The sequence below is a fragment of the Kitasatospora sp. NPDC057500 genome, from assembly GCF_042802195.1.
Lineage (GTDB): Bacteria > Actinomycetota > Actinomycetes > Streptomycetales > Streptomycetaceae > Kitasatospora.
This window is the reverse complement of record NZ_JBHVER010000211.1, coordinates 1-13032: the sequence shown is the minus strand read 5'-3', so window position 1 is coordinate 13032 and position 13032 is coordinate 1. Positions and strand designations below refer to the sequence as shown.

Here is a 13032-nt window from a genome sequence, read left to right as displayed (position 1 = left end):
CCCCCAGCCCTGGGGTGCCCGCCCGCCGAGTCGGTGCGCGCCTACCGGCCCGTCACTTGGCCCCGCGCTTCGCCAGGAAGGCCTCGACCTCGGCGCGGACCTCCGGGGTGTCCAGGCCGCGGACCGTCATCGTGGTGCGCCGGCGCAGCACGTCGTCCGCGGTGTACGCCCACTCGTGGTCGGCCGCGTAGGCGACCTGCGCCCAGACGTCCGGGCCGTCCTCGTGGATCGGCCGGCCGAGCTCCGGGTTCTCGTCGATCATCCGGGCGATGTCGAAGGACAGCGTGCCGTAGTGGCCGGCCAGGTGCTTGGCGACCAGCGGCTCCATCCGCGAGCCCGGCTCGCGGTCGATCAGCAGGCGGTGCGCGACGGCGTTCGGCGCGCCGACGCCCGGCAGCGGGACGGTCGGGGCGATCGGGGACATGTCCTCGCCGAGCGAGGTGCCGGGCACGTGGGCCAGCTTCTCCAGCACGGTGCGGCCGATGTGGCGGTAGGTGGTCCACTTGCCGCCGGCGACCGACAGCATGCCGCCCTTGCCCTCGGTGACGACCGTCTCGCGCTTGGCGGCGGCGGTGTCGCCCGGGCCGCCGGGCAGCACCCGCAGGCCGGCGAAGGTGTAGGTGATCAGGTCGCGGTCGAGGTGCTCGTCGCGGATCGCGTGCGCGGCCTCGCCGAGGATCTGGTCGACGTCCGCCTCGGTGGCCCGGACGTCCTTCGGGTCGCCGGTGTACTCCTCGTCGGTGGTGCCGAGCAGGACGTGGTCCTCCCACGGGATGGCGAAGGAGACGCGGTACTTGTCGATCGGGATGGTCAGCGCGGCGCGCCACGGCGAGCGGCGCTTGACCACCACGTGGGCGCCCTTGGAGAGCCGGATCGACGGAGCGGCACCGGCGTCCTCCATCCGGCGCAGGTGGTCCACCCACGGGCCGGTGGCGTTCAGCACCAGCCGGGCGTCGACGCCGAACTCGGTGCCGTCCATGCGGTCCTTCAGTTCGGCGCCGGTGACCCGGCCGCCGGTGAAGCGCAGGCCGGTGACCTCGGCGTGGTTGAGCACGACCGCGCCGGCCTCGACGGCGGCGCGCACGGTCATCACCGCGACGCGCGAGTCGTTCATCTGGTGGTCGCCGTAGACGGCCACCGAGCGCAGGCCCTCGGTGCGCAGCGCGGGCACCTGCTGGGCGGCGTGCGCGGCGGTGGAGACCCGGCCCATGCCGTCGCGGAAGGCGGAGAGCGCCGAGTACAGGAACACGCCGGCGCCGAGCTTGGGCGCGCTGTGCGGGCCTCCCTTGTAGACCGGGACGAAGAAGGTCAGCGGGTTGACCAGGTGCGGGGCGACGTCGGTGGAGAGCGCGCGGCGCTCCTTGTGGTTCTCGGCGACCAGCTTGACCGCGCCGGTCTGCAGGTAGCGCAGACCGCCGTGGACGAGCTTGGAGGATGCGCTGGAGGTGGCGCCGGCGAAGTCCCCGGCGTCGACCATGGCGACCTTCAGGCCGGCCTGGGACGCGGTCCAGGCGACGGCGGTGCCGAGGATTCCGCCCCCGATCACCAGCAGGTCGTAGGTGGCCTTGCCGAGCAGCTCACGGGTCTCGGCGCGGGAAGCGGTGCGGCCGGCGGTCAGCTCGGCGCCCAGGGTCGGAATGGTTGCCATGGTGTGTGTACGGCGCGCGGGTCGGGCGGCGCCGTTACTCCTCTCGGTGTGCGTACGGCCTCTGCGGAGAGGCCGGTCGGCCCGGTGCGGCGGGCCGGTGAAACGGGAGCGGGCCGGCCGGGGCGCGTGCCCCGACCGGCGTCGCGGTCAGTTGGTCTCCTCCTCCTCCACCCAGCCCATGGTGCGCTCGACGGCCTTGAGCCACTTCTTGTACTCGCGCTCCCGGGTGGCCTCGTCCATCCGCGGGGTCCACTCGGCGGCGCGGTGCCAGTTGGCCCGCAGGGTGTCCAGGTCGGGCCAGAAGCCGACCGCCAGGCCGGCCGCGTAGGCGGCGCCCAGGGCGGTGGTCTCGGCCACGTACGGGCGCTCGACCGGGGCGTCCAGGACGTCGGCGATGTTCTGCATGAGCAGGTTGTTGCTGGTCATGCCGCCGTCGACCTTGAGGGCGGTGAGCTCGACCCCGGAGTCCTTCTGCATGGCGTCGACGACCTCGCGGGTCTGCCAGGCGGTGGCCTCCAGGACGGCCCGGGCCAGGTGGCCCTTGGTGACGTACCGGGTGAGGCCGGCGATCACCCCGCGGGCGTCGGAGCGCCAGTACGGGGCGAACAGGCCGGAGAAGGCCGGGACGAAGTAGGCGCCGCCGTTGTCCTCGACGGTGTTGGCCAGGGTCTCGATCTCGGCGGCGGTGGAGATGATGCCGAGCTGGTCGCGCAGCCACTGGACCAGCGAGCCGGTGACGGCGATCGAGCCCTCCAGGGCGTAGACCGGCTTCTGGTCGCCGATCCGGTAGCCGACGGTGGTCAGCAGGCCGTGGTAGGAGTTGACGATCTTCTCGCCGGTGTTGAGCAGCAGGAAGGTGCCGGTGCCGTAGGTGGACTTGGCCTCGCCCTCGTCGAAGCAGGTCTGGCCGAACAGCGCGGCCTGCTGGTCGCCGAGCGCGGAGGCGACCGGCACGCCCGCCAGGTCGCCGACGGCCTCGCCGTACACCTCGGCGGAGGAGCGGATCTCCGGCAGGACGGCCATCGGCACGCCCATCGACTCGGCGATCTTCTCGTCCCACTGGAGGGTGTGCAGGTTCATCAGCATGGTGCGGCTGGCGTTGGTCACGTCGGTGACGTGCTTCCCGCCGTCGGCACCGCCGGTGAGGTTCCAGATGACCCAGGTGTCCATGGTGCCGAAGAGGATGTCGCCGGCCTCGGCGCGCTCGCGCAGGCCCTCGACGTTGTCCAGCAGCCAGCGGATCTTCGGGCCGGCGAAGTAGCTGGCCAGCGGCAGGCCGGTCTCGCGGCGGAATCGGTCCTGGCCGACGTTGCGGCCCAGTTCGCGGCAGAGGCCCTCGGTGCGGGTGTCCTGCCACACCAGCGCGTTGTGCACCGGCTCGCCGGTGTGCCGGTCCCACAGGACGGTGGTCTCGCGCTGGTTGGTGATGCCGATGGCACGGATGTCGTCCCTGGTCAGACCGGCCTTCTCCAGCGCACCCCGGACGACCGACTGCACCCGGGTCCAGATCTCGGCGGCGTCGTGCTCGACGTAGCCGGGCTGGGGGAAGATCTGCCGGTGCTCCTGCTGGTCGACGGCGACGATGCGGCCGTCGGCGCCGAAGACGATGCAGCGGCTGGAGGTGGTGCCCTGGTCGATCGCGGCGATGTAGTTGCCAGTGGAGGTCATGAGGGTCCTCGGCTCGAAGAGGTGTGACGGGGGAGGGTGGGCCTGACTCTCGGGTCAGTCCCCGGGTCCGGGCGGGGTGGAAACCCGGGCGGTCAGAACGCGACGTGGTACAGGCCGCCGGCCAGCAGGCCGCCGATGACCGGGCCGGCCACCGGGATCCAGGCGTAGGACCAGTCCGAACCGCCCTTGTTCGGGATCGGCAGCAGCGAGTGGACGATGCGCGGGCCGAGGTCGCGGACCGGGTTGATGGCGTACCCGGTCGGGCCGCCGAGGGACAGGCCGATGCCGACGACGGTGAAGGCGACGATCAGGATGCCGGTGCCGGACAGGCCGAGGCCCTTGGTCAGGCCCTGGGTGAGGATGGCCAGGGCGAGCACGAAGGTGCCGATGATCTCGGTGAGCAGGTTCTGGACCGGGTTCCGGATCTCGGGGCCGGTCGAGAAGATGCCGAGGGTGGGCTCCTGGTTGGCCTGGAACTGGCCGAGGTAGGTGAGCCACACCAGGACGGCGCCGATCATCGCGCCGACCAGCTGGGAGACGAGGTAGAGCGGGACCTTGCCCCAGTCGCCGCTGTCGACGGCGATGGCCAGGGTGACGGCCGGGTTCAGGTGGGCGCCGGACTTCGGGGCCGACATGTAGGCGGCGATCATCACCGCGAAGCCCCAGCCGAAGGTGATCGCGAGCCAGCCGGCGTTCAGCGCCTTCGACTTCTTGAGCGTCACGGCGGCGCAGACGCCACCGCCGAGGAGTATCAGCGCGGCGGTGCCGAGGGTTTCGCCGACGAAGATGTCGCCGTTGGAGAACGCGGACACAAAGACTCCCTTGTCCATATGGCCCGGAGGTGCGGGTGGGGGCAGGGGCCGGGCGATCGCTGGGCGGGTGAGCGCCTTGTGGGAGTGATCTGCACGGCCATCGTTCGACAATGTCGACCGTCATGCGGAAGCTTCCTCCCCGGGTCGCCTTCCCGTCAAGGCCGGGTTACGCAGCTGTGACCCTCGGCTCGCCGCGCTACCCGATGTCATGGGATGGATGGTCGGAATTTCGGACAAAACGGTAAGGCGCGGACGGGCATTTCGCCCGTCCGCGCCTCAGCGTGAACGTTCCTCCCGGGTGTCGACGGGCCCCTCGGCCCGCCGCTCAGAACCGCCCGGCGCCCAGGTCCCGGGAGATCGCGCGCGCCGCGCTGCGCACCGACGCGACCAGCGAGGGCTTCACGAAGCCGTCCTCGCAGACCCGCTCGACCGCGCCGCTGATGCAGACCGCGCCCACCGGGTTGCGCCGCCGGTCCTGGATCAGCGCGCCGATCGAGGCCACGCCCTCCCAGGTCTCCTCCACCGAGTCGGCCCAGCCGCGCTCGCGGGTCAGCGCCGCCTCGGCGTCCACGTCCGCCGCCTCGGTCAGCGTCCGCGCGGTGTACGGCTCGAACGGGCCCTCGCCCAGCTCGCCGCGCGCCACCGGGTCGTAGGCCAGCAGCACCTTGCCCAGCGCGGTCGAGTGCAGCGGCTGCATCGAGCCGACCTCCAGCACCTGGCGGGTGTCGTCCGGGCGGAAGACGTGGTGCACGACCAGCACCCCGCGCTGGTGCAGCACCCCCAGGTAGACGGTCTCCCCGGCCGCCCGGGCCAGGTCGTCGGCCCACACCAGGGCCCGCGCCCGCAGCTCGTGGACGTCCAGGTAGCTCTGTCCGAGCCGCAGCAGCTCGGCGCCCAGCTGGTACTTCCCGCTCTCCGGGTCCTGCTCCACGAAGCCCTCCTGCTGGAGGGTGCGCAGGATGCCGTGCGCGGTTCCCTTGGCCAGGTCCAGCGCCGTCGCGACCTCCGAAAGGCCGAGGCGGCGCTCACCGCCGGCCAGCAGGCGCATGATCGCGGCGGCCCGGGAGAGCGACTGGATCGGGCCGGGCATTGGTACCTCCGCGCTGACAGGCGGTCGACATTGTCGACCGCAGTGGTAACGGCACGAGTCTGCCAGGCCGTCCCCGGTCCGTGCACCTTCCCCCTCGGTAACCTCGCCCCGGCGGGCCGGTCGTGCGCTCCCGCACGGCCCGCGCGCCCCGGTCCGGGCTAGCCCGACGCCGCGTCGGCCGGGTCCGCCGCGTCGGCCCCGCCCGTGGTGGCCGCCACCGCCGCCGCCACCGCCCGGACGCCCTCCGGCCCGACCCGGCAGCAGCCGCCCACCAGCCGCGCCCCGTCCGCCAGCCACCCGGCCGCCTTCGCCGCCGTGAAGGTCGGCCCACCGCACCACGCCCCGGCCGCCGCGTCCCAGCCCTCACCGCTGTTCGGGTACACCACCACCGGCTTGCCGGACACCCGCGCCGCCAGGCCCACCGCCCGGTCCGCCTCCTCCGGCGTGCAGCAGTTCACCCCCACCGCCACCACCTCGTCCGCCTCCGCCGCCAGCGCGAACGCCTCCGCCAGCGGCTGCCCGGCCCGGGTCAGCCCGCCCGCCGCGCCGAACGACAGCCAGGCCGGCACCCCGAGCCCCCGCACCGCCCGCAGCAGCACCCGCGCCTCCTCGACGTCCGGCACCGTCTCCAGCGCCAGCACGTCCGGGCCCGCCGCCGCCAGCACCTCCAGCCGCGGCCGGTGGAACGCCTCCAGCTCGGCCGCCGTCAGCCCGTACCGGCCCCGGTACTCCGAGCCGTCCGCCAGCACCGCCCCGTACGGCCCCACCGACGCCGCCACCCACCGGCGCGGCCCCGGCAGCCCGCGCGCCGCCTCCCGCGCCAGCTCCACGCTGAGCGCCAGCAGCCGCGCCGCCCCGGCCCGGCCGATCCCGCGCCGCGCGAAGCCGGCGAAGCCCGCCTGGTAGCTCGCCGAGATCGCGACCCGCGCGCCCGCCGCGAAGTACGCCCGGTGGGCCGCGAGCACCGCCTCCGGCGCGTCCGCCAGCAGCCGCGCCGACCACAGCTCGCCCGACAGGTCGAACCCGCCCGCCGCCAGCCGGTCGGAGAGTCCGCCGTCCAGCACCAGCGGCCCGGCCGCCAGCGCGGCGGCGAAGTCCGGTGCGCCGGGTGCTCCCATCGCGGCCTCCTCGGGTGAACGTCCTGGTCACAGCCTAGAACCGGGGCCGGGGGAGTGGCCGGAAAAGGATTTGCCGCACAGTCAAACGATCGCTACGTTGTGCTCAATCCGAGAAGGACGACGGCCCGAGGGCACCGGAAGGAGAGGAGCACGCCCATGGACCCCACCGAGCGGGAATGGCTCGCCTCCTACGACCCGCGCGCCTACACCCCGGTCGCCGTCACGGTCGACGTCGTCGCCCTCACCCTGCGCCAGGGCCGCCTGCACGTCCTGCTTGTCGAGCGCGCCCTCCCGCCCTACCAGGGCCGCTGGGCGCTGCCCGGCGGCTTCCTGCGGGCCGGCGAGGAGAGCCTCGACGAGGCCGCCGCCCGTGAGTTCGCCGAGGAGACCGGGCTGCACGGCGGCGTCGAGGCCGCGGCCGCGCTCAGCCGGATCCACCTCGAACAGCTCGGCAGCTACGGCGCACCCGACCGCGACCCGCGGATGCACGTGGTCTCCGTCGCCTACCTCGCCTTCGCCCCGGACCTGCCCGACCCGCAGGCCGGCACCGACGCGGCCCACGCCGCCTGGCACCCCGTCACCGCCCTCGACCTCCGGCCCACCGGCCGGTCCGAGACCGCCGGTGCGCCCGCCGACACCCACGGGGGTGGCGTCGACGGGCGCACCGGCTCCACCGAGCCCTGCGCGAGCCCCGCACCGTGCGGGGCCACCGAGCCGGGCGGTCCCGGCGGGCCCACACCCATCGAGCTCGCCTTCGACCACGCCCGGATCCTCACCGACGGCCTCGACCGCGCCCGCGCCAAGATCGAGTACAGCCCGCTGGCCACCGCCTTCCTCCCCCACGACTTCACCATCCCCGAGCTGCGCGCCGTCTACGAGGCCGTCTGGGACGAGAAGCTCCACCCCGGCAACTTCCACCGCAAAGTGCTCTCGGTCCCCGGCTTCGTCGAGGGCACCGGCACCACCACCGACCGCGGCGGCCCCCGCGGCGGCCCCCGCGCCCGCACCTACCACGCCGGCGACGCCCGCCTCCTCCACCCGGCCCTGCTCCGCCCCGCCCGCAGCGATCCGCCACCGGACGGCGATCCGCGACCGGATCGGGCGACCCCCACCCAGGCCCCGCCCGCCCGCACTACCATCCGGCCATGACGACCTACGAGACCGGCACGGTGCGCCACCAGGCCAACTCCCACTGCCACTTCTGCGGCACCCCCTACCCGCCCGGCACCTCCGCCTGGCCCCGGACCTGCCCCCGCTGCACCGAGATCAGCTACCGCAACCCGCTGCCCGTCGTCGTCACCCTCCTCCCGGTCACCGACGCCCCCGGCACCGCCCCCGGTCTCGTCGTGATCCGCCGCACCATCGAACCCGGCTACGGCGAACTCGCCCTCCCCGGCGGCTACATCGACTACGGCGAGAGCTGGCAGCAGGCCTGCGTGCGCGAACTGCGCGAGGAGACCGGCATCCTCGCCGACGCCGCGGACATCACCCTGGTCGCCACCGACTCCGACACCCACGGCGGCTTCCTCTGCCTCTTCGGCCTGCTCCCCGCCCGCCCGCTCGCCGCCCTCCCGCCCTCCGTCCCCACCGACGAGACCGACGGTTGGCAACTCTCCACCCCTGAGACCCCACTCGCCTTCCCCTTCCACACCCGGGTCTCCCGCTCCTGGTTCAACGGCGAGTTCACCCGCCTCTGACCAGGCAACCCGGTCGCGGCCCGACCGGCCGGGCGGACCCTGGCGCACCGGCCGAACACATGGCAGGGTCTGCACCGACAGCCCCCAACCGGACGCGGGCCCTGCCACGAGCACCCCCCGTCCGCCCTCATCACCGGCCGGGAGACCACCACCGTGAGCACCCCAACCCAGGACCAGCCGCTCTGGCGCCCCACCCCCGCGCGTGCCGCCGGAACCGGGATCGTGGCCTTCCAGGCCTGGGCCGCCGAGCACCACGGCGCCCCGGCCGCCCCGCTCGCCCCCACCACCGACGACGACCAGGCCGCCGCCCGCTACGCCGCCCTGCACGCCTGGTCGGTCGAGGACCTCGACCGCTTCTGGACCGCCGTCACCCAGTGGTTCGACGTCCGCTTCACCGAGGCCCCCGACGCCGTCCTCGCCGACCCCGCGATGCCCGGCGCCCGCTGGTTCCCCGGCGCCCGCCTCAACTACGCCGAGCACGCCCTGCGCGCCGGCGAGACCCCGGCCGGAGCCGACCGCCCCGCGATCCTCCACCTCGACGAGACCACCGACGAGCCCCTCGTCCTCACCTGGGCCGAACTCCGCCGCCAGGTCGGCTCCCTCGCCGCCGCCCTCCGCGCCCGGGGCGTGCGCCCCGGCGACCGGGTCGGCGCCTACCTGCCCAACATCCCGCAGGCCGCCGTCGCCCTCCTCGCCACCGCCGCCGTCGGCGCCGTCTGGACCAGCTGCGCCCCCGACTTCGGCGCCCGCAGCGTCCTCGACCGCCTCCAGCAGATCGAGCCCGTAGTCCTCTTCGCCGTCGACGGCTACCACTACGGCGGCAAGGACCACGACCGCACCGAGGTCGTCGCCGAACTCCGCCGCGAACTCCCCTCGCTGCGCACCGTCGTGCACGTCCCCCTGCTCGGCGCCCCCGCCCCCGAGGGAGCACTGACCTGGGAGGACCTGGTCGCCGCCGACACCGCGCCGGTCTTCGAGCAGGTCCCCTTCGACCACCCGCTCTGGGTCCTCTACTCCTCCGGCACCACCGGCCTGCCCAAGGCCATCGTGCAGAGCCAGGGCGGCATCCTCGTCGAACACCTCAAGCAGGCCGGCCTCCACCTCGACCTCGGCCCCGACGACCGCTTCCTCTGGTACACCTCCACCGGCTGGATGATGTGGAACTTCCTCATCGCCGGCCTCCTCACCGGGTCCACGATCGTCACCTACGACGGCAGCCCCGGCCACCCCGACACCGGCGCCCTCTGGTCCGTCGCCGCCCGCACCGGCGCCACCGTGCTCGGCACCTCCGCCGCCTACGTCATCGCCAGCCGCAAGGCCGACCTGCACCCCGGGCGCGACCTCGACCTCTCCGCCGTCCGCTGCATCGGCACCACCGGCTCCCCGCTGCCCCCCGACGGCTTCCGCTGGATCTACGACGAGGTCAAGGAGGACGTCTGGCTCGCCTCCGTCAGCGGCGGCACCGACGTCTGCTCCTGCTTCGTCGGCGGCGTCCCCACCCTCCCGGTGCACCTCGGCGAGATCCAGGCCCCCTGCCTCGGCGCCGCCGTCGAGTCCTGGGACGTCAACGGCCGCCCGCTCACCGACGGCGTCGGCGAACTCGTCGTCACCAAGCCGATCCCCTCCATGCCCACCGGCTTCTGGAACGACCCCGAGGGCACCCGGTACCACGACAGCTACTTCGACATGTTCCCCGGCACCTGGCGCCACGGGGACTGGATCACCGTCACCTCCCGGGGCACCGTCGTCATCCACGGCCGCTCCGACTCCACCCTCAACCGCCAGGGCGTCAGGATGGGCTCCTCGGACATCTACGAGGTCGTCGAACGCCTCCCCGAGATCGCCGAGTCCCTGGTCATCGGCCTCGAAGAGCCCGACGGCGGCTACTGGATGCCGCTCTTCGTCGTCCTCACCCCCGGCGCCGAACTCGACGACGACCTCATCGGCCGCATCCGCACCTCGCTGCGCACCGAGCTCTCCCCGCGCCACGTCCCCGACGAGGTCATCGCCGTCCGCGGCCTGCCGCACACCCTGACCGGCAAGCGCATCGAGGTCCCGGTCAAGCGCCTGCTCTCCGGCACCCCGCTCGACCAGGCCGTCAACCCCGGCTCCGTCGACAACCTCGACCACCTCCGCTGGTTCGAACAGCTCCGCCGCGACCGCGCCGCCGCCGAGTAGCAGCCGCCCGAGCAGCAGCGGGCCCCGTCCGCCCGGACAGACCGGAGGGGCCCTTCCACAGCCACAGTGGAAGGGCCCCTCCTGGTGTTCTCCGGCGACCGCCGGACGGCTACTCGCCCGACAGCACCTGCTGCGCCGCGGCCCGCGCCTCGTCGGCGCTGTCCGCCGCCCGCGCCGCCTCGGCGGCCCGGCGGCACTGCGCCAGGGTGTACTTGGCCAGCGCGGTGCGCACGTAGGGGATCGACGCCGCGCCCATCGACAGGCTGGTGACACCCAGACCGGTCAGCACCACGGCCAGCAGCGGGTCGGCGGCGGCCTCGCCGCAGACGCCGCAGCTCTTGCCCTCGGCCTGCGCGGCCTCGGCGGCGGCCGCGATCAGGTCCAGCAGCGCCGGCTGCCACGGGTCCTGGAGCCGGGCCAGCGCACCGACCTGGCGGTCGGCGGCGAAGGTGTACTGGGCGAGGTCGTTGGTGCCCAGCGACAGGAACTCGACCTCCTGGAGGATCGAGCGCGCCCGCAGCGCGGCCGACGGGATCTCCACCATCGCACCGAACTTGGCGCTCAGCCCGGCCTGGCGACACGCCTCGGCGAACTCCTTGGCGTCCTTGCGGTCGGCCACCATCGGGGCCATCACCTCAAGGTGCACCGGCAGGCCCTCGGCGGCCCTGGCCAGCGCCCGCAGCTGGGTCCGCAGCACCTCGGGGTGCTCCAGCAGGGTGCGCAGACCGCGCACGCCCAGTGCCGGGTTCGGCTCGTCGGCCGGGGTCAGGAAGTCCAGCGGCTTGTCCGCGCCCGCGTCGAGCACCCGGACGACGACCCGGTTCTCCGGGAACGCCTCCAGCACCTTGCGGTACGCCTCGACCTGCTTCTCCTCACTGGGCGCCTGAGCGGAGTCGTCCAGGAAGAGGAACTCGGTGCGGAACAGCCCGACGCCCTCGGCGCCCGCCTCCAGCGCGGCCGGCAGGTCGCCCGGACCGCCGACGTTGGCCAGCAGCGGCACCTTGTGCCCGTCCGAGGTCGCACCCGGGCCGGAGGAGGCTGCGAGCGCCGCCTTGCGCTCGGCGGCGATCCGGCGCAGCTCCTCCTTCTTCTCCTCGCCCGGCTCGACCAGCACATCACCGGAGCTGCCGTCCACGGCGACGACGGTGCCCTCGGCGACATCGGTGGCCCCCGGCAGCGCGACCACGGCCGGCACGCCCATGGCCCGCGCCAGGATGGCGCTGTGGCTGGTCGGCCCGCCCTCCTCGGTCACGAAGCCGAGCACCAGCGTCGGGTCCAGCAGCGCGGTGTCGGCCGGCGCCAGGTCCCGGGCGAACAGCACGTACGGCTCGTCGCTGTCCGGCACACCCGGCATCGGCACGCCCAGCAGCCGCGCCACGATCCGGTTGCGCACGTCGTCCAGGTCGGCGACCCGGCCCGCCAGGTACTCCCCGGCGGAGGCGAGCAGCGCCCGGTAGGCCGCGAAGGCGTCGTAGACGCCGCGCTCGGCGCTGCTGCCGACCGCGATCCGGCGGGCGACGTCGGCCATCAGCTCCGGGTCCTGCGCCATCAGCGCCTGGGCCTCCAGCACGGCCTGGGCCTCGCCGCCGGCCAGGTTGCCACGGGCGATCAGGTCCGCGGCCACCGCCTCGACGGCCGCCTGGGCGCGGGCCTGCTCGCGCGGAGCGTCCTCGGTCGGGATCTGGGTGGCCGGCGGCTCCAGCACCGCCGTCCCCATGTGCCGCACCTGGCCGATCGCGACCCCGTGGCTGACACCCACGCCGCGCAGCGTCTTCTCCATGTCTGTCTCCGTGAGAGAGGCGGCCCCGCCGGGTACCGCTGTGTGCCGGGCCGCCCCGACCGGGCGGTGGGGCGGTGTGTCGGGAAAGAGGGGAGGGGTCAGCTCCAGTTGAACAGGGCGTCGCCGACGGCGACCTCCCCGCTCTCCAGGAGCGAACCCAGCGCCTCGGCCGAGGCCTCCAGCGCGACGATCGGCGAGATCGGCGACTTGCCGGCGGCCTCGACGGCGGCCGGGTCCCACTTGATGACGGCCTGGCCGCGGGTGACGGTGTCGCCCTTGCTGACGAGCAGTTCGAAACCCTCGCCGTTGAGCTGGACGGTGTCGATGCCCAGGTGGGTCAGCACACCGTGCCCGTCCGCGTCGACGACGACGAACGCGTGCGGGTGCATGGACACGACCACGCCGTCCACCGGGGCAACGGCCTCGGTCTGCTCGCGCACCGGGTCGATCGCGGTGCCGGGGCCGACCATCGCGCCCGAGAACACGGGGTCCGGCACGCCGGCGAGCCCGACGACCTTGCCGGTAAGCGGCGACGTCACAGTGGTCATGGTTGAGCCTCCCAAGTGCGCAGTACAGGCAAGCGGCCGCGAACGCGGCAGGGCGATCGACTGAAGCCTAAATCATGTCAACTTCGGACATCTGCTGACATTCCCGGGCAGTCGGCAGTGCCGTCCAGCCTCACCGGCCGGTCATCTCGCCGACTGCTAGTGGTCTAGTCCTCTTGGCCGATGCGCCGCACTCTACAGGCATCTTGGCGAATCGGGACCATTGCTGTATATGCTCGCGAGAGCAACAAATCACGCGTCCGGGCGGGTGACCCCTCGGCGTGGCCGATTCGCGCTCCGGCCGGGGACCCGCTATGGTTGGTCGAGTCGCCGCGAGTCGGCGGTTAACACCAGATTTCGGATGCGAAAAGCGCCGGTTAATCACCGGAAAACGGATCTGGTAAGCTGGAAACACGAAAGAACGAAGCGCCCGGAGGGCCGGTGTGAAAGCCGCCTGAAGGAAGCGTCCGTTCCTTGAGAACTCAACAGCGTGCCA

At 73.5% G+C, this 13032-nt stretch carries 10 protein-coding genes; 3 read left to right on the top strand and 7 right to left on the bottom strand.

Features of this window, described 5'->3' with window-relative positions; genetic code table 11:
• Positions 1-52 precede the first annotated feature (52 nt).
• From ACFU74_RS31110 to mmuM, 5 genes are all read right to left on the bottom strand, one after another.
• Entirely contained in the window at positions 53-1648 is a 1596-nt protein-coding gene (locus ACFU74_RS31110) for a glycerol-3-phosphate dehydrogenase/oxidase (protein WP_350555359.1), read from the bottom strand.
• A gap of 147 nt (positions 1649-1795) precedes the next feature.
• On the bottom strand, positions 1796-3316 hold the full coding sequence (glpK, locus tag ACFU74_RS31105) for a glycerol kinase GlpK (protein ID WP_380762809.1): 1521 nt from the start codon (positions 3314-3316) through the stop codon (positions 1796-1798).
• Between the two features lie 92 nt (positions 3317-3408).
• Entirely contained in the window at positions 3409-4146 is a 738-nt protein-coding gene (locus ACFU74_RS31100) for an MIP/aquaporin family protein (protein ID WP_380762806.1), read from the bottom strand.
• Positions 4147-4453: 307 nt separating this feature from the next.
• Positions 4454-5218, bottom strand: coding sequence for an IclR family transcriptional regulator (locus tag ACFU74_RS31095; RefSeq protein ID WP_380762803.1), 765 nt, complete (start codon positions 5216-5218; stop codon positions 4454-4456).
• Between the two features lie 158 nt (positions 5219-5376).
• A complete protein-coding gene (gene mmuM, locus ACFU74_RS31090) occupies positions 5377-6336 on the bottom strand; it encodes a homocysteine S-methyltransferase (RefSeq protein ID WP_380762800.1) in 960 nt (319 codons plus the stop codon).
• 156 nt (positions 6337-6492) lie between these two features.
• Here mmuM and ACFU74_RS31085 point away from each other — a divergent pair, with 156 nt between their 5' ends.
• The 3 genes from ACFU74_RS31085 (at position 6493) to ACFU74_RS31075 (ending at position 10211) form a co-directional block, all read left to right on the top strand.
• Entirely contained in the window at positions 6493-7485 is a 993-nt protein-coding gene (locus ACFU74_RS31085) for an NUDIX domain-containing protein (RefSeq protein WP_380762797.1), read from the top strand.
• Complete coding sequence (locus ACFU74_RS31080) at positions 7482-8033, top strand: NUDIX domain-containing protein (RefSeq protein ID WP_380762794.1); 552 nt, start codon at positions 7482-7484, stop codon at positions 8031-8033. Before ACFU74_RS31085 ends, ACFU74_RS31080 begins: the two co-directional genes overlap by 4 nt.
• 153 nt (positions 8034-8186) lie before the next feature.
• Positions 8187-10211, top strand: coding sequence for an acetoacetate--CoA ligase (locus ACFU74_RS31075; RefSeq protein WP_380762791.1), 2025 nt, complete (start codon positions 8187-8189; stop codon positions 10209-10211).
• 109 nt (positions 10212-10320) lie between these two features.
• Here the strand turns inward: ACFU74_RS31075 and ptsP are convergent, their stop codons facing one another.
• Together ptsP and ACFU74_RS31065 are read right to left on the bottom strand one after the other, a co-directional pair.
• Entirely contained in the window at positions 10321-11991 is a 1671-nt protein-coding gene (gene ptsP, locus ACFU74_RS31070) for a phosphoenolpyruvate--protein phosphotransferase (protein ID WP_380762788.1), read from the bottom strand.
• Positions 11992-12089: 98 nt separating this feature from the next.
• Positions 12090-12539, bottom strand: a complete 450-nt coding sequence (locus ACFU74_RS31065; protein ID WP_380762785.1) for a PTS glucose transporter subunit IIA — start codon at positions 12537-12539, stop codon at positions 12090-12092.
• Between the last annotated feature and the right edge of the window lie 493 nt (positions 12540-13032).